The following is a 17892-nucleotide window of genomic DNA, read 5'->3' as shown; positions in this document are numbered from 1 at the left end:
GTACCCCTTACTTTTGGGTACCAAATTCTTTTTTTAAATCCGTTCATTATCACTAATTTTGCAAAATGTTTTTGAAAATGAGGTCCATTCTCCCTTTTCTGTTTGCGATAGTTTTTCTTTCGTCCTGTAGCGAGTATCAAAAAGCGCTTAAAAATGAGGACGTAAAGGTTAAATACGACATGGCCGAAAAACTCTATGAGGAAGGCGACTATAAAAGAGCTGTCCGATTGTTTGAGCAGATTGCCCCAAAGTATGTGGGAAGACCACAAGGTGAAAGGGTGATGTTCTTTTTCGCCGACAGTTACTTCCAGAACAAGGATTATTATCTTTCTGGGTATCAGTTTGAACGTTTCATGAAATCGTATCCCAAGAGCGAAAAACTTCAAGAGGCCAGTTTTATGGGAGCCAAAAGCTATTATATGCTTTCCCCGGCCTATTCTTTGGATCAGACGGATACCGATAAAGCCTTGGCCAAGCTCCAGACCTTTATCAACACCTATCCAGAATCGGAGCACTTTGAAGAGGCCAATACCATGGCCAAGGAGTTGACTTCCAAAAAAGAGAAGAAACAGATGGAGATTGCCAAGCAGTTCAACAAATTGGGTGCTTGGGATTATTCCATATTGGTTTCGGCGATTACCGCATTGGATAACTTTGTTTCGGACAATCCAGGTTCCATTTATAGGGAAGAGGCATTGTACTATCGTATCGAAGCTACGGCCACATTGGCCTTGAACAGTGTCAACAATAAAAAGGAGGAGCGTCTTAGAGAAGCTCTTGATTCGTATAAAAATCTATTGCGCTACTATCCTGAATCGAAATTCAAAAAGAAGGCCGACAACCTTTCCGATAAGATTCAAAAGGAGTTGAGCGCGTTTACCGTTATTTCCGATTCCAAATAAATAGTTTTTTAAAACAGTTGCATATGCAAGATTTGAAAAATACAAAAGCCCCGGTTTCCACAGTGACCTTGAACAGGAACGAGTTCGATGATAAGACCGGGAACATTTACGAAGCCATTTCCATAGCTTCCAAACGTGCCATCCAAATCAATTCCGAAATCAAAAAGGAATTGTTGGAAAAGTTGGAAGAGTTCGCCACGTACAGCGATAGCTTGGAAGAGGTTTTTGAGAACAAGGAGCAGATTGAGGTTTCCAAGTTCTACGAAAAGTTGCCAAAACCACATGCCTTGGCCGTATTGGAGTGGTTGGAAGACAAAATCTACTACAGAAATACAGAGAAAGACGCCTAAGAAATGTTGGGCGGTAAAAATATCCTTTTAGGTATTACCGGGGGAATTGCCGCCTACAAGACCACATTTCTGGTCAGATTATTGATAAAAGCTGGTGCCCAGGTCAAAATAGTGATGACCCAGAGTGCCGGCTCTTTTGTTTCCCCCCTTACGCTGTCCACCTTGTCCAAGAATCCGGTGCTCACCGATTTCGTCAATGAAGAAGATGGCAGTATCTCATGGAACAATCATGTGGAACTCGGTCTGTGGGCCGATATCATGCTCATAGCACCTGCAACGGCCAATACCCTCTCCAAAATGGCCAATGGGGTATGCGATAATCTGCTTTTGGCTACCTATTTGTCCGCAAAATGTCCGGTGTATTTTGCTCCGGCCATGGATTTGGACATGTATCAACACCCTTCCACGAAAGCTTCCATTGAAAAATTGAAGTCATTTGGTAACATCCTGATTCCCGCTGAGTCTGGGGAATTGGCCAGTGGATTGCATGGTGAAGGTCGCATGGCAGAACCTAAAAACATTGTAAGCTTTCTTCAAGACCATTTGACGGAAGGATTGCCTTTGAAAGGAAAGAAAGTACTCATCACGGCAGGACCTACACACGAAGCTTTGGACCCTGTCCGGTTTTTGGGTAACCGCTCTTCTGGGACCATGGGCTTTGAACTGGCCAAAAAAGCGGCCGATTTGGGAGCAGAGGTGATTTTGGTCTCTGGACCTGTAAACCTGTCCATAGAGCACCCTTCGGTGAAATTGATAAGGGTCACTTCGGCCCAGGAGATGTACGATGCCTGCAATGAGCATTATGCTGAAACCGATATTGCCATTTGTGCGGCGGCCGTGGCCGACTATCGACCCAAGCATGTGGCCAAGGAGAAAATGAAAAAGAAGAAAGGGGACTTGCATATTGAATTGGAGCGGAATCCTGATATTCTTCTTTCATTGGGGGAAGCCAAGACCCATCAGTTTTTGGTCGGGTTTGCCTTGGAGACGGAAAATGAACTTGATAACGCCAAAGGCAAACTACAGCGCAAGAATCTGGATGCCATTGTACTGAACTCCCTTAAAGACGATGGGGCTGGTTTTGGCGGAGCTACCAATAAAATTACCTTCATTGATAAGAATTTGGGGATAAAAACGTTTGGATTGAAGACGAAGCCCGAAGTGGCCTCGGATATTTGGGAAGAAATCATTGCAGCCATCCATGCGTAACATACTAGTGTCCACTTTTTTTCTACTTGTTTCTTTGGCGGTTTCCGCACAGGAGCTCAATTGTGTGATCACGGTCAATTCGGACCAAGTGGGTCAGACCAATCAGCAGATTTTCAAGACACTGGAGCGTTCATTGAATGATTTTGTGAACAATACCAAGTGGACCAATAGGGTCTATCGGGAAAACGAAAGGGTCAATGCGCGGATGTTTATTACGGTGACCCAGTACGAATCCGATCGTTTTGAGGCCAATGTCCAGATACAATCTTCCCGTCCGGTGTTCAACACCTCTTATGAAAGTCCGGTTTTTAACTACAAGGACGATGCCTTTAATTTCCAGTATCAAGAATTTCAACCGTTGGTGTATAACCCTAATGTGTTCGATTCCAATCTGGTGGGGGTTATTTCATACTACGTCTACGTGGTCTTGGGATTGGATGCCGATACATTTTCCTTGGAAGGTGGTGGCGATCATTACCGAAAGGCCCAGAACATTGTGACCCAGGCGCAGGGTTCCAACTACAGCGGATGGAGCCAAGAAACCGGGGAACGTACCCGTTTCGAGTTGGTGGACAATCTTTTGAGCAATTCGTTCCGGGAATACCGCATTGCCATGTACAATTACCACAGAAAGGGATTGGATATCCTTGGGGATAACAACAGCACAGGAAAGCAGGTGATCGCCGGGAGTCTTCGTTTGTTCGAGACCTTGATCAAAAGGCGCCCCAATGCCTTCTTGATCCAGACCTTCTTCGATGCCAAATCAGAGGAAATCCAAAACATCTTTTCCGATGGGCCTAAGATCGATATTGTAAAGCTTAAGGAAACCCTGAACAAAGTGGCCCCGTTTTATTCCAATACCTGGAACGAAATAAATTACTAGCGCAGTTCTCCAAAGACAATTATCTTTACGGAGAAAATTTTCCAATTTGCTAGCAAATCTTTCCATCCAAAACTATGCTTTGATTGACGATGTCAATGTCACCTTTTCCAATGGTTTTACTACCATTACAGGGGAGACAGGGGCGGGGAAATCCATTTTGTTGGGTGGGCTTTCCTTGGTTTTGGGCAAACGGGCGGATTTATCATCGCTTAAGAACATCGAGCAAAAATGCGTGATCGAGGCAGAATTCGATATCTCCAAATATGGGTTAAAACCCTTTTTTACGGAAAATGATCTGGACTATGAGGACCGGACCATCGTTCGAAGGGAGATTTTGCCCAGTGGTAAGTCAAGGGCTTTTGTCAATGATACCCCGGTTACTTTGGATGTGCTCAAAGCATTAGGCGATAGGTTGGTGGATGTACATTCCCAACACCAAACCCTTCGTTTAACGGAAAACGACTTTCAATTAAAGGTGGTGGATGCACTCGCTGCCAACTCGGAAAATCTACAACAATACAAGGTCCATTTGGCCCAACATACAAAGGCTTCAAAAGAATTACGGGAATTGGAGGATTTTCAATCCAATGCCGATAAGGAGCACGAGTACAATAGTTTTCTATTGCAAGAATTGGAAGCAGCCAAATTAAAACTTGGAATGCAGGAAGAGTTGGAAGACGAATATGAGCAGTTGAACAATGTGGAGCAGATCATGGAGCATCTGGCGGCCGGATACCAGCTTCTGAATGAGGAACAGATGGGGATTTTGGGACGCTTGGCCGATTTAAAACGGGCCTTTCAAAGCCTGTCAGGTTTTGGTTCCGTCTACGCCTCCCTCAACGAGAGGATTCAGTCAGTCCTAATTGAGACGGATGATATTGCTTCGGAGTTGGAAAGCATGAAGGATGCCGTGGAGGCCAATCCAGAGCGTCTGGAAACGGTGAATGGACAATTGCAGCTGTTGTACGATCTACAGAAAAAGCATCATGTGGCTACCGTGGATGAACTTATTGCAATACGGGAAGAACTGTCCCAAAAAGTGGAAGCGGTCGCCAATATTGAAGCAAAGATTGACGCCAAACGAGCAGAGGTTACTCAAATTACCAAACAGGTAGATGATTGGGCCGGCAAAATAAGCAAAGCCCGGCAATCGGTCATTCCGCAACTTAAAGATATGTTGCAAGAGAACCTGTCCGCTTTGGGTATGCCTTCGGCAAGTTTTAAGATTGAGGTAAATCCAACTAATACCTTCAAAACAAACGGCAAAGACGATTTGATCTTTTTGTTTTCAGCCAATAAGGGTTCTAACTACGGAGAATTGAAAAAGGTAGCTTCGGGAGGGGAGTTGTCCCGAATTATGCTCACTATAAAGTCCATTCTGGCCACATACGAACAATTACCCACCATGATGTTCGATGAAATTGATACGGGCGTTTCCGGCGAAATTTCAAACAAAATGGGAGAGATTATGCAACAGATGAGCAAGACCATGCAGGTATTTTCCATCACCCACTTGCCGCAAGTGGCCTCAAAGGGCCAGCATCAATTCAAGGTGTTCAAGGAAGAGCAGGAGGGGAGTACCAGTACCCAAATGAAAAAGCTCAGTGTTGACGAACGTGTCCAGGAATTGGCCGAGATGTTGGGAGGTAAGTCCCTGTCCGAATCGGCCTTGGCCCATGCAAGGCAGCTTTTGCAGTAAGGGCATGGACCATACATTTGCCCAAAAAGCACAAAACTTCAAAATAGAATAAATATCTTTGTCGCAGAACCAACAATAGCAAAACACCTATGGCGTATAATCTTTTAAAAGGAAAAAGAGGAATTATTTTTGGAGCTTTGGATGAGAATTCCATCGCTTGGAAAACGGCTGAACGCGTGCATGAGGAAGGCGGTACATTTGTATTGACCAATGCACCGATTGCCATGCGGATGGGACAAATCAAGGAATTGGCGGCGAAGACCAATTCAGAGATCATCCCTGCCGATGCCACCAATGAGGAAGATTTGAACAACCTTGTGGAAAAGGCCACGGAAATCTTAGGAGGAAAATTGGACTTTGTGCTTCATTCCATAGGAATGTCCGTAAACGTGCGAAAAGGAAAACACTACACTGATGAGAACTATGATTTTACCGCAAAGGGCTGGGATGTTTCGGCACTTTCCTTCCATAAAGTAATGCAGAGCCTATATAAGGCCGATGCCATGAACGAGTGGGGCAGTATCGTGGCCCTTACCTATATGGCAGCCCAACGAACTTTTCCTGATTATAATGATATGGCCGACAACAAGGCGTATCTGGAATCGGTGGCCAGAAGCTTTGGCTATTTCTTTGGAAAAGAGAAAAAAGTACGGGTAAACACCATTTCACAGTCTCCTACGCCCACTACTGCAGGCCAAGGGGTAAAAGGATTTGATGGCTTTATCAATTATGCCGAAAAAATGTCGCCTTTGGGCAACGCCTCGGCTGCTGATTGTGCCGATTATACCGTGAGTCTTTTTTCTGATCTGACCAAGAAAGTGACCATGCAGAATCTCTTCCATGATGGCGGGTTTTCCAATACAGGCGTAAGCCAAGAGGTAATCGATGAATTTACCAAATAACTAACCTAGACCAAAGAGGTTTTCGGTTGTCACATCGAGCGCAGTCGAGATGTATATTACGTATTCAGGATTTTTAAAGCGTTCTCGACTGCGCTCGAACTGACATCAATACTTTTATGAACACTCTTTTATCCATAGTGGTTCCCGTGTACAACAGGCCCGACGAAATTCGGGAGTTGTTGGAAAGTCTTTCCAAACAGACCTTTCAGAAAGATTTTGAGGTGGTTATTGTGGAAGATGGTTCTTCGGACAGTTCTGAAGAGGAGGTAAAGACTTTTCAGGATAACCTTGCCATTTCCTACTACTACAAAGAGAATTCCGGGCCAGGGGATTCCCGTAACTTTGGTATGCAAAAGGCCAAGGGGAATTACTATATCATCTTGGATTCGGACTGTATTTTGCCCAAGCAGTACCTCGCTGAAGTGTATAAGGAGCTTGAGAGGGAATTTGTACACTGTTTTGGTGGTCCCGATGCTGCTGATGCATCGTTTACCACGGTTCAAAAGGCCATCAACTATGTAATGACATCCTTTTTTACAACCGGGGGTATCCGCGGTGGGAAAAAGTCCGTGGGAAAGTTTCAGCCGCGTAGCTTCAATATGGGAATCTCCAAGGAAGCTTTTGAAAAAGCGGGAGGGTTTGGACGTATCCATCCCGGGGAAGACCCTGATTTGACCTTTCGGATTTGGAAGGCGGGATTTGATACCCGTTTGTTTCCCCATGCGTATGTGTACCACAAAAGGCGTATTGACTGGAATAAATTCTACATTCAAGTGAACAAGTTTGGAATGGTACGCCCCATTTTAAACCTTTGGCACCCTGGCACCGCTCGTCCAACCTATTGGTTCCCTACTTTTTTTATGTTGGGACTCTGTGTGTCCCTTGTATTGGCCTTGATGGGCATTTTACTGCCATTGGTGTTGTACGGCTTCTATTTTTTACTGCTGTTTGTTGATGCCTTGCTCAAGAACGCGAACCTAAAAGTGGCCATTTTGGCCCTGTTTGCGGCGTTGACACAGTTTGCGGGATATGGAATAGGTTTTTTCAAGTCCACAATCTTGCTTACATTTAGTAAGAAGGAACCTGAAGAACTGTTTCCAAAGCTGTTTTTTAAGAAAAAGTAGAAGTGTTCAAAAAACTATTGCACGGCCTCAATCAAAGAAAAGTGAAAGTGTTTTCGCTATTCTTGCTGTGCTCTTTTTTGGCTTGGTTTTTAAGCAATCTATCCGAATCCTATGAATCCAGGGCCGATTTTACCATCAATTACAGGAACCTTCCCGATACACTTTTGTTGGGCAAGAATTCAGAAAACACCCTTGAGGCCAAGTTGAGGACCAGCGGGTTTCAGTTTTTGTACTTTAATTTTTTCAAGAAGCGTATTGATTTGGATGTGTCCCAAGTGACCTATCAAAATGGGAAATATGTATTGACGGAGGCAGTCTTGAAAAAGCAGATAGAACAACAGTTGTCCCAAAACATTTCACTGATGGATTTGGGACAGAATCAATTGAATGTTGACCTCTATCAGGTAGTGTCCAAGGAAGTGCCCGTGAAAGCCGATCTAATCCTTCAATTTCAACCCAACTACATTTTGGATGGAGCATTGGAAATCACCCCAAGCCTTGTGGTGGTCAAGGGACCGGGAAATGAAGTGGATACTTTGAAGTCCATTGTGACGGGACCTATTCAACTGGCAAACCTATCCGCTGATTTTTCAAGGGAAGTCCCTTTGGTTTTTCCCAAGGGATTGGACAATACCATTTTCTCCAACGGAAGGGTCAAGGTCTCGGGAAAGGTGGTACGGTTTTCCGAGAAAGTATTCGAGGTACCCGTTCAGGTAGTCAATCTGCCCGAAGGATATCAGGTAAAGACCTTTCCCAATGTGGTAACAGTGCTTTGCAAGGCTACTGTAGACCGATTAAAAGAGCTATCCCTCAATGATTTTGGGGTTACTGCGGATTATGGACAACTGAATGGGGCAGATAAGAATATACTCTTTCTTAAGCTGAGCAAAAGCCCCGAAAATGTTTACGATGTTAAATTGCAGGAACCCTCGGTGAACTTTGTATTGGAGCAAGAATGAAGATAGTAGGACTTACAGGAGGCATCGGAAGTGGAAAAAGCACAGTGGCGCAGATGTTCATGGATTTAGGTGTTCCGGTCTATGATTCGGATGTTGAGGCCAAAAAATTGATGCACTCTTCAAAAAAATTGAAGGAAGAGATTATAAATCTGCTTGGTGAGGATGCATACCAAGAAGATACGCTCAACAGATCGTTCATTGCCCAAAAGGTCTTTAATGACCCCGAATTATTGGAGCAATTGAATGGAATAGTTCACCCTGCGGTCCGGAAACATTTTTTGGCTTGGGCGGATATGCAGAAAGCACCATATGTCATCCAGGAAACTGCACTTATTTTTGAGAATGGCTCCCAAGACCAGTATGATTTTGTTGTTTTGGTGACTGCTCCGCTGAATACGAGATTACAACGGGTCGTGGAACGGGACGGAATCTCCGAACAACAAGTACTGGACCGCATGGGAAACCAAATGGATGATGCCCAAAAAGTGGACTTGGCCCAGTTTTGTATTGTCAACACAGATTTGGAAACTACAAAGAACAAGGTTGGAGAACTTCATGCCAGACTTGTAACCTTGAGCTCTTCATAATTTTAACATTTTTGTTAAGGTTAGGTTAAACGGCCAAAGGCCTAAATGTTAAATATTTAATTTTGACCCAATGAACAAGAAGCTATTCGTTCTTCTCGTCATTCTTATGAGTATGTCCCTGGTGGGGATCATATTCGTTCAAGTGTATTGGATACGGACATCCATAAACGACAAGGAAGAACAATTTTCAAGGACAGTCACGGATATATTGGACAAAGTGGCCAGTAGGGTGGAAATGAAGGAGATGAAAGACTATTCCGATCGTTTGGCTTCACTTGTGGATAGTATTGGTCAGCCCAAAAGCACCCAGTTCAGGAATTTTTTGTTCGTGGACCGGGATTTAAACTCTGATGAGATTCTTTTTTATTCCCACGGAATCCTTGAAGAAGATTACAATATAACATCTACGTTCTTTGATAACATAGGCGGAGAGGAAGATACCACTACGTTCAGGAACTATACCAGCAAGCGTACCAAGGCCATATTCAAGGAAGAATATGGATTGGATGGGAAGAGTTATAGTTTGACCCCTATTCAGAGGGCGGAAAAGATTGGTGGACTTTCCAAGATAGACAAAGCGGCTTGGGAGGATGTTTTTATGGAATATGCCAAGACCCGGCCCATTCATAAAAGAGTGTCCAACCAAGAATTGGAACTTCTGTTGAGTCAAGAGCTGAAAAACAGGAATATTGACATTGATTATGAGTATGGGGTGTATAGTCAAGGCTACCCTACCAAGATCAGGTCCAAAAAGTTCAAGTTTTCGGGGACCAAGATGTACAAAGCCCCAATTTTTAAGGATAGCGAAGGGTTTACCAATTTTTCTTTGTTGCTTACGTTCCCCAAGATGGATAAGTTCCTGTTCAGCTCCATTATGGGAATGGCGCTATTGTCCTTGATATTCACTTTGGTGATTTTGGTGGCATATTCCAGTGCCATATACCAGTTGATAAAGCAAAAACAGATATCTGAGATCAAATCGGATTTCATCAACAATATGACCCATGAGTTCAAGACTCCCATTGCTACCATCAACTTGGCAGTGGAAGCCATTCGCAATCCAAAGATCATAGAGGACAAGGAAAAAGTGTTGCGGTATCTGGGGATGATCAGGGACGAGAACAAACGTATGCACGCTCAAGTGGAAAATGTTTTGCGCATATCCAAATTGGAGAAAAACCAGCTGGATATCAGTAAGGACAGGGTAGACTTGCACGACATTATTGGTGACGCCATTGCCCATGTGGAATTGATAGTCCAAGATAGGGGAGGTTATGTGAACGCCCATCTGGATGCGGAAAGGTCAGAGATTTTGGCCAATGACATGCACATGACCAACGTCATCGTGAACATTTTGGACAATGCTATAAAATACTCTCCAGAGTCCCCTAAAATAGATGTGTACACCGAGGTGGTGAAAAACAATATCATTATCAAGGTACAGGACCAAGGGGCTGGGATGAGCAAGGCCGTACTCAAAAAGGTTTTTGAGAAGTTTTACCGGGAACATACCGGTGATATCCATAACGTAAAGGGCCATGGATTGGGATTGGCCTATGTAAAAAGAATAACAGACGACCATCAAGGTGAGGTTTATGCAGAAAGTGAAAAAGGAAAAGGAAGCACCTTCTTCATAAAACTCCCACTAATTTAAAAGCAAACTATGGAAACAGAAAAAAAGAAGATATTATTGGTGGAGGACGACCCAAATTTTGGGATTGTCCTAAAGGATTATTTGTCCATGAACGACTTTGATGTGGTTCTGGCCAAAAACGGAATGGAAGGTTTTGAAAAATTTAAAAAGGACAATTATGACGTCTGTATCTTGGATGTGATGATGCCTTATAAAGATGGATTTACCCTTGCCAAGGAAATCCGTGAAAAAAACGAGAACGTTCCCATCATATTCCTTACCGCCAAGACCATGAAAGAAGATGTGCTCAAGGGATATAAGGCCGGTGCGGACGATTACCTGAACAAGCCTTTCGATTCCGAGGTGTTGCTGATGAAGCTTAAAGCCATACTTCAAAGAAAGGCATCCAGCACTTTGGCTGACAGTAAGCAATTTGAGTTCCAAATTGGAAACTTCCATTTGAATTCCAAACTACGGTTTCTAAAATTCAAGGATGAAGAGCCTATTAAGCTATCTCCCAAGGAAAATGAACTATTGCGTTTGCTGGCCTTGCACGAGAATGATTTGATGCCCCGTGAATTGGCACTGACCAAAATCTGGAGAGACGATAATTATTTTACTTCCCGAAGTATGGATGTATATATCGCCAAGCTTAGAAAATATCTAAAACGTGACGATACGGTAGAAATCCTCAACATTCACGGAGAAGGGTTCAGATTAGTTGTCAAAGCTGAAAATCAATAGAAAAAGATTTTTAAATACTTTGAAGCCGTCCGTTGGGCGGCTTTTTTTGTGCTGAAAGTTGCCGGGGATCTACACAAACAAGTATACCAAACATACCGAAAACATTCCCACTACAGATAAAATGGTGGTCATGACGGTCCAAGACCTAAAGGTCTGTTTTTCTGAAATACCCAAGTACTGTCCCACCAGCCAAAAGCCGCTATCGTTCACATGGGAAAAAATACTGGCCCCTGAAGCAATGGCGATGACCATACAGGCCAATTCCACAGAATTCATTCCCGAATTGACCACCAAAGGTGAAACCAATCCGGCGGCAGTGATCATGGCCACGGTAGATGATCCTTGGATGACCCGAACGATGGCAGCACTGATATAGGCGAAGATCAGAATTGGTATTCCGGCATTGCCCAATGAGGTGGCTAAAAGTTCCCCGGCTCCTGTTTCTGTCAAGACCTGTTTGAAGACGCCACCTGCGCCCGTCAACAGTATAATGGTCCCAGCAGGGGTCAGGGATTTGGTCGATATCTTAAGAAGCTGGTCCTTGGAAAACCCTTTTCGGATACCAAACACATACCATGCCAGCAAATTGGCAATGATCAAGGCGGAAAAAGGGTGGCCGACCAAAGCAATAAAATTCAAAACGGATGCATCCACCTTGAACGTCCCTGCCGAAAATAAGGTGTTGGTGAGAATCAATATGATGGGAAGGCCTATGATCCATAGCGTCTGACCGATTGGAGGAAGGTTATTGGACTTTTGGTCCTCAATCTGTTTTGGTGCTTCAACGAATATTTTTTTGGAGATGTACTTTCCAAAGACCAGTCCCGCAATCAAGGCAGTGGGAATTCCAGCCAAAAAACCCATTAAAATGACCCAACCCAAATCCACTCCTATGATATCGGCTACGGCAATGGGACCTGGCGTGGGCGGGATGAAGGCATGGGTTATCGCCAATCCGGCCAAAAGGGGAATGGCATATAGCAATAGTGACTTCCCGGTCTTTCGTTGCAAGGCATAGATCATGGGCACCAGAATAATAAAGGCCACATCAAAGAAAACCGGAATGGCAATCAAAAAACCCGATACGACCATGGCGGAGGGGGCATTTTTCAACCCAAATTTGGAAATCATGAAGTCCGCAATCGTCTTGGCGCCACCCGATGCTTCCAAGATGCCTCCGAAAATGGCTCCCAGTCCTACTACGGTGGCTACAAACCCTAGGGTACCACCCATCCCTTTTTGGATGGTGTCTATCATCTGCTTGGCGTCCAATCCTGCAATCAAGCCCACGGCAATACTTCCGATCAACAGAGCTATAAAAGCATGTATACGAAGCTTTAAAATCAAAAAAAGAAGAATGGCAATGCCTGCAATTACGGCAACAAACAAATTGGTATCGGTCATTTGAGCTGTTTTAGGACTTCTTGCACAATTTGATCGGGCTGTTGCGCTATGGATACGGCAATGGCCTTGGAAGGAGGTTCCAGGGCCTCAAATTGCGTCTTCAATAGGGCAATGGGCATAAAATGATCTTTTCTGTTCTCCAAACGGGACTTGACCAAATCAAAGGAGCCGTTCAGGTAGATAAACTGCATATCACTTCCCATACCGGCCCTTAAAAGGCTCCGATAGGCCTTTTTTAGCGCAGAACAGGTTATTACGGCCCCAACATTGTGCTGTTGCAGGGCCAGTTGGTTCAATTTTAGGAGCCATCCTTTTCGGTCATCATCATTCAACGGCTTGCCAGAAGCCATCTTGTTGATGTTTTCTTCGGGATGAAAGTCATCCCCATCAAAAAAAGGATACCCCAATTGTTCCGAAAGCAACTTGCCCACAGTAGTTTTACCCGTACCGCTTACCCCCATGACCACAAGCACCTTAGTCTTGGTCATGGTGAAGGATTTTTAGTTGGTCCGATACCGCTGTAAGAATATCTGTTGGTTTTGTATCGTGGTTCACCCAGAGTATATTTTCGTTTTTTCGCAACCAAGTCAATTGCCGCTTAGCAAAGCGTCTGGTGTTCTTTTTGATTTCGGACACGGCAATTTCCAAGGAACAGTGTCCATCAAGATATTCAAAAAGTTCTTTGTAACCAACTGTTTGTAGTGCATTTAGATGTTTGTGGGGATGCAATTTTTTGGCTTCTTCCAATAATCCAGCCTCCATCATCAGGTCAACTCGGGTGTTGATACGTTCATAAATGGTTTCCCGTGGTGCTTCAATGCCTACATATAGGGTTTTGAACGCTCTTTGGGGCTTGTTTTGGTTCAAAAAGGAGGAATAGGGCTTGTTGGCGGTGATGCAAACCTCTAGTGCCCGTATCAAGCGATGTGGGTTTTCCAGATCCACTATGTGATAATAAGCAGGGTCTCTCTTTTTCAATTCGTCCTGAAGACTTTTTAACCCCTCTTTTTCCAGTCGCTCGTTAAGGGACTCCCGGGTTTTGGGGTCCACGTCCGGGAATTCATCCAAACCTGAGACTACCGCGTCCACATACAATCCACTTCCACCTACCATGATGGCCACATCCATTTTTTGGAACAATGCGTTCAACAACGCAATGGTCTCCTTTTCAAAATCCCCTACCGAATAAGGCTCAAAAATGCTTTTGTGTTGGATGAAATGGTGAGGAACGGCCTTCAATTCCTCGGAAGAGGGAACAGCGGTACCGATTTCCATCTCTTTGAAAAATTGCCGGGAATCCGCGGAAACAATTTCACTTTTAAAATGTTTGGCCAAGAGAATTCCCAAGGCGGTCTTTCCTATGGCCGTGGGTCCCACCACTGCTATCAGTACTTTGGAACTCATAACGAATGGCCACAGTTATAGCAATGCGTGGCATCGTCGCGATGCCCTTCGGCGGAACAGCTTGGGCACGCCTGGGTGTTTACATGAACCATGTTTTGGTCATCTGCCCGTCCCTTTTTGCTACGGGAAAACTCCGCAGTGACAATTCCTGTGGGAACGGCAATGATACCGTATCCCAAAATCATGATCACTGTCGCCATAAATTGCCCTAGACTGGTCTGTGGGGCAATATCGCCATACCCAACGGTGGTCAGGGTCACAATGGTCCAATAGATGCTTCGGGGAATACTGGTAAAACCGGCCTCGTCCCCTTCAATAAGGTACATTAAAGTACCCAAGATTACGGAAAGGATCAGGACCACATAGATGAAAACGGCAATTTTGGTGCGGCTGGCCTTCAGGGCCGACTGTAATTGTGAGGCCTCCCCGATAAACTTTACCAATTTCAAAATCCGGAAAATCCGCAAAAGGCGGAACGCCCGCACGGCCAAAAGTACCTGCGACCCGGCCAGAATATAGCTGATGTATAATGGGATGGTGGAAATAAAGTCGATGATGCCGTAAAAACTGAATATATATTTCCACGGCTTTTTTATGCTGATGACCCGGGCAATGTACTCCAAACTAAAGAAGATGGTAACGCCCCACTCCAAGGTCAATAGTGTTTTGTGGTAGTTTTGGTCAATGTCCTTCACACTTTCCAGCATGACCAGGATTACACTAAGAATGATCAAAAAGAACAGGGCAATGTCAAACAACCTTCCCATGGGGGTGTCTGCTTCATAAATGATTTCATGAAGTTTCATTTTCCAACCGGGCTGTGCGTTCTGTTCTTTCAAGGTTAAGGGGTTAACGCTATGGTTTTGATCCTATGGTTCTTTCGCAAATAAGATTCAATGATAAATGCGGTGTTCTCATCACTCGACATGGTCGTCATTATGGATTCCAATATATGAATATTATTCATTTGATGATTGAGTTCCACATATCCAAAGCCTTGAAGTTGACCATTTTTGATAAGAATGAAACTGCGTTCCCCAGTTTCCCTGCCTCGGTCCACAAGCACCACGTCCTTGCTGTGGATGCTATACCTGTTGAAGGCAGAGTTGACTTTTTCATTGCAGTTATGTGCAGTTTCCTTGGTATCACTATCCGCTGCCTTTTTATCAAAAGAAGAGTAGCAGAGGTCAAACTCGGACTGTATCCGATCCAAAAAATTCTTGGCGGAGGCAACTCCGTTGAACCGTATCTTTTGGGTGGCTTGGGAAGTACCGTTTTCGATACCCAAAGTAATGTGCCCTGAACCATTCTGGTTGAAGCTTACCACATGGGAAAAGAGTTTTCTTTTTTTGTTGCCGTTGTGACGGGGATTGGTCTTACGCAATTCCTGGTATTCTTTCAAGAGGGCGATCAGTTCGCTGCCAGTAGGCTCGTACGAGACCCTTTTGGTCTCCTTTTGGAGTTTTCGGGCCAGACCTCCCACATTGGTAAAGTGTTGGTTGACCCTTTTTTTGATGTTGGTGGTCTTTCCAAGGAAAATGATGTCCCCCTCTTTGTCATGCATATAATATACCCCTGTTTCCGAGGGGAGGGAAACCACCATATCCAGTTGATTGGGGGAGAGTTCACCATGGGCCGCTTCGCGAATGACCTCTTTAATGATGCCCTTGTCGGAATCCTTGCTCAACAAGAGCTTAAAAAGTTTAACAGTAGCAATGGCATCCCCGTTGGCCCGGTGACGGTCGCTCATGGGAATCCCAAGGGAACGCGCCAATTTTCCCAAACTGTGCGATTCTGCATCTGGAATCAATTTTTGGGACAGATCTACGGTACACAAGGTTTTTCGTTGATAGTCGTATCCCAAACGCCTGAATTCGGTCCTGAGGATACGGTAATCAAACTGGGCGTTATGGGCCACCAATATGGCCCCCTCCGTAATTTCCACGATTCGCTTGGCCACCTCGTGGAATTTTGGGGCGGAACGAAGCATTTTATTGTTGATTCCCGTAAGCTTGGAGACAAAGGGCTGGATTTCACGTTCCGGGTCGATCAGACAGATAAACTTGTCCACTACCTGGTGCCCATCAAACCGGTGGATGGCAATTTCCATGATACCTTCCTCATTGTATTTTCCTCCGGTACTTTCAATGTCGAGTATGGCGTACATGAAACTGCTTTGCTGTTTTATGAATAGTTTCTACTTCCAAAGATACTACTTCCAATACGTACCATGGTACTTCCTTCTTCAATGGCCAGGGTATAATCTCCGCTCATGCCCATAGAGAGTACCGAAATATCGGAAAGTTCTTGTTTTAGCGAGTCAAAAATAACCTTGAGGTGGGCAAACTCCTTCCTGACCTGGGTTTTGTCCGAGGTATAGGTGGCCATTCCCATCAATCCTACAACTTTTATATTTTCCATGGCTTTGAAGGTTTCGGATTGGACGAGTTCTTGCAATTCAGATTCATCCAACCCAAATTTGGTGTCCTCCTCGGCAATATGCATTTGTAGCAAACAAGGAATCACTCGGTTGTGTTTTTGGGCCTGTTTGTTGATTTCCTGCAACAACCGTAGACTGTCCACGCCGTGGACCAACGAGACAAATTCGGCCATGTATTTTACCTTGTTACGCTGCAAATGACCAATCATATGCCACTCGATATCCTTGGGGAGTGTTTCCCATTTTTGGGTCATTTCCTGTACTTTGTTTTCACCAAACACCCGCTGTCCGGCCTCATAGGCCTCCATGATGGCTTCATTGGGCTTGGTCTTGGAAACCGCTACCAAGGTCACTCCTTCGGGTAATTCCGTTTTTATGGCTTTCAGATTATCCTGTATTGACATAAGTGTTTTTAAAATTCGTAAATCGCCAAACCACTTCGTAGTTTAGGCTCAATATACGTACTCTTGGGGGGCATCACCAAACCGGCATCGGCAATGGCCTTGATTTCTTCCATGGTTATGGGTGCCATGCTAAATCCTACCGCAAATTCCCCCTCATCCACACATTCCTTCATCGCAATGGGGCTGCCCTTGCCATGACCATAGGAGATGCGTTGGTCGTTCCGTAGGTCCGTTATCCCTAAAATAGGCTCCAAAATGGTCTTGCACAGAATTTGAGTGTCCAATCTGCTCAAGGCATCCGTAAAGGTATAGTTGGTCCTTCTAAGATGGAGTGAATAAAATTCGCCGTCCAAATACATGCAGAAATGATGTTTTTTGAGAGGTCTTCGGAATCCATTTTCCTGTTTTTCAATTCGAAAATATCCATCCAACTTAATCAAGAACTCCTTTGCGGTAAGACCATTTAGGTCTTTGATCATACGATTGAACCCATGGATTTTAATGTGTGATTCTGGAATGAGGTACGCCATAAAAAAATTATAGGAGTCATTGTGGGTGTGGGCTTTGCTTTGTTGCTCCATTTTTTTGGCCAAAAGATTGGAAGAAGCACTGCGATGATGTCCATCGGCAATATAAAGAGCTTCCTTTTGGTCGAAAAGTGACTCAATTTGTCCAATGGTTTTTGGATCTGAAATCTTCCACATCTTGTGGTTTACCCTATCCGGGGTGGAAAAGTCGAATTCAGGTGGATGCTGGATTTCATTTTGAAAAATCCTATGGACTTGGTCATCATCTTCGTAGGTCATCAAAACGGGTTCCGCATTGAAGCCAACGGCATGCAAATAGTCGGCAAAAATCCGTTCCCGGTGTTGAATGGTATCCTCATGTTTTTTGATGACATCCGTCCGATAATCCATTACACTACAGGCGCAAAAGAACCCCAAACTTGTGAAATCATCTTTTTCAATTTGATAGAGGTAAAAACAGGCTTGTTCGTCTTTTTGGAAAATATGTTCCTCCAAAAACTCCAAATAGCGATTGTGGACCAATCGGAACCGCTCTTTTCCGCTGATGTTCTTATCAAACTTAAACCCGGGATTGATGATGTGTAGAAAGGAAAGTGGATTGTACTTCAATACCGATTTCAGTTCATCTTTGGAATATTCCTCATACGAACGCGATGCCACAAAGGAGACTTTGTCCTTGGTGGGCCTTATGGCCTTAAAAGGTTTTACAAGGGCCATGCAA

Annotated in this window: 18 protein-coding genes; 11 read left to right on the top strand and 7 right to left on the bottom strand. The window is 44.4% G+C overall.

Going from position 1 to position 17892, the window contains the following annotated elements:
• Window positions 1–65: 65 nt before the first annotated feature.
• The 11 genes from DN53_RS01335 to DN53_RS01285 all read left to right on the top strand — a co-directional run bounded on the left by DN53_RS01335 (window position 66) and on the right by DN53_RS01285 (window position 10992).
• Window positions 66–902 (top strand): outer membrane protein assembly factor BamD, encoded by an 837-nt coding sequence (locus DN53_RS01335; RefSeq protein ID WP_129652624.1) that lies wholly within the window; start codon window positions 66–68, stop codon window positions 900–902.
• Window positions 903–925: 23 nt separating this feature from the next.
• The gene (locus DN53_RS01330; protein WP_116217893.1) at window positions 926–1252 is read left to right on the top strand and encodes a DNA-directed RNA polymerase subunit omega; all 327 of its coding nucleotides are present in this window, start codon (window positions 926–928) and stop codon (window positions 1250–1252) included.
• 3 nt (window positions 1253–1255) lie between these two features.
• Window positions 1256–2461, top strand: a complete 1206-nt coding sequence (coaBC, locus tag DN53_RS01325; RefSeq protein WP_129652623.1) for a bifunctional phosphopantothenoylcysteine decarboxylase/phosphopantothenate--cysteine ligase CoaBC — start codon at window positions 1256–1258, stop codon at window positions 2459–2461.
• Window positions 2454–3344, top strand: a complete 891-nt coding sequence (gene porD, locus DN53_RS01320) for a type IX secretion system protein PorD (RefSeq protein WP_129652622.1) — start codon at window positions 2454–2456, stop codon at window positions 3342–3344. Before coaBC ends, porD begins: the two co-directional genes overlap by 8 nt.
• Window positions 3345–3390: 46 nt before the next feature.
• Window positions 3391–5043, top strand: a complete 1653-nt coding sequence (gene recN / locus DN53_RS01315) for a DNA repair protein RecN (protein WP_129652621.1) — start codon at window positions 3391–3393, stop codon at window positions 5041–5043.
• An 89-nt stretch (window positions 5044–5132) separates the two neighbouring features.
• Window positions 5133–5945, top strand: coding sequence for an enoyl-ACP reductase FabI (locus tag DN53_RS01310; protein ID WP_129652620.1), 813 nt, complete (start codon window positions 5133–5135; stop codon window positions 5943–5945).
• Window positions 5946–6061: 116 nt separating this feature from the next.
• Window positions 6062–7069, top strand: coding sequence for a glycosyltransferase family 2 protein (locus tag DN53_RS01305; RefSeq protein WP_129652619.1), 1008 nt, complete (start codon window positions 6062–6064; stop codon window positions 7067–7069).
• A gap of 2 nt (window positions 7070–7071) precedes the next feature.
• Complete coding sequence (locus DN53_RS01300; protein ID WP_129652618.1) at window positions 7072–8028, top strand: CdaR family protein; 957 nt, start codon at window positions 7072–7074, stop codon at window positions 8026–8028.
• Window positions 8025–8615, top strand: a complete 591-nt coding sequence (gene coaE, locus DN53_RS01295; RefSeq protein WP_129652617.1) for a dephospho-CoA kinase — start codon at window positions 8025–8027, stop codon at window positions 8613–8615. The genes DN53_RS01300 and coaE overlap by 4 nt, the downstream gene beginning before the upstream one ends.
• 70 nt (window positions 8616–8685) lie before the next feature.
• Window positions 8686–10269, top strand: a complete 1584-nt coding sequence (locus DN53_RS01290) for a sensor histidine kinase (protein WP_129652616.1) — start codon at window positions 8686–8688, stop codon at window positions 10267–10269.
• A gap of 9 nt (window positions 10270–10278) precedes the next feature.
• Window positions 10279–10992: a response regulator transcription factor gene (locus DN53_RS01285; protein WP_129652615.1), complete on the top strand. Its 714-nt coding sequence runs from the start codon at window positions 10279–10281 to the stop codon at window positions 10990–10992.
• A 69-nt stretch (window positions 10993–11061) separates the two neighbouring features.
• On the opposite strand, the gene DN53_RS01280 is transcribed toward DN53_RS01285, so the two are convergent.
• The 7 genes from DN53_RS01280 to DN53_RS01250 are packed head-to-tail and all read right to left on the bottom strand — an operon-like array spanning window position 11062 to window position 17888.
• Complete coding sequence (locus DN53_RS01280) at window positions 11062–12396, bottom strand: GntP family permease (RefSeq protein ID WP_129652614.1); 1335 nt, start codon at window positions 12394–12396, stop codon at window positions 11062–11064.
• Complete coding sequence (locus DN53_RS01275; protein WP_129652613.1) at window positions 12393–12884, bottom strand: gluconokinase; 492 nt, start codon at window positions 12882–12884, stop codon at window positions 12393–12395. Before DN53_RS01275 ends, DN53_RS01280 begins: the two co-directional genes overlap by 4 nt.
• Window positions 12871–13800: a tRNA (adenosine(37)-N6)-dimethylallyltransferase MiaA gene (gene miaA, locus DN53_RS01270; RefSeq protein ID WP_129652612.1), complete on the bottom strand. Its 930-nt coding sequence runs from the start codon at window positions 13798–13800 to the stop codon at window positions 12871–12873. Before miaA ends, DN53_RS01275 begins: the two co-directional genes overlap by 14 nt.
• Window positions 13797–14606 carry an ion transporter gene (locus DN53_RS01265; protein ID WP_129653329.1) on the bottom strand — a complete coding sequence of 270 codons (810 nt, stop codon included), beginning with the start codon at window positions 14604–14606 and terminating at the stop codon, window positions 13797–13799. The genes miaA and DN53_RS01265 overlap by 4 nt, the downstream gene beginning before the upstream one ends.
• A gap of 35 nt (window positions 14607–14641) precedes the next feature.
• Window positions 14642–15967, bottom strand: coding sequence for an exonuclease domain-containing protein (locus tag DN53_RS01260; RefSeq protein ID WP_129652611.1), 1326 nt, complete (start codon window positions 15965–15967; stop codon window positions 14642–14644).
• A 17-nt stretch (window positions 15968–15984) separates the two neighbouring features.
• Window positions 15985–16644: a YggS family pyridoxal phosphate-dependent enzyme gene (locus DN53_RS01255; RefSeq protein ID WP_129652610.1), complete on the bottom strand. Its 660-nt coding sequence runs from the start codon at window positions 16642–16644 to the stop codon at window positions 15985–15987.
• A gap of 8 nt (window positions 16645–16652) precedes the next feature.
• Complete coding sequence (locus DN53_RS01250; RefSeq protein ID WP_129652609.1) at window positions 16653–17888, bottom strand: DUF1015 domain-containing protein; 1236 nt, start codon at window positions 17886–17888, stop codon at window positions 16653–16655.
• Window positions 17889–17892: the final 4 nt, after the last annotated feature.

Source organism: Flagellimonas olearia (genome assembly GCF_004150225.1).
GTDB classification, from domain to species: domain Bacteria; phylum Bacteroidota; class Bacteroidia; order Flavobacteriales; family Flavobacteriaceae; genus Flagellimonas; species Flagellimonas olearia.
The sequence above is the reverse complement of the archived record's forward strand: the minus strand, read 5'-3'. Positions and strand labels throughout refer to the sequence as shown.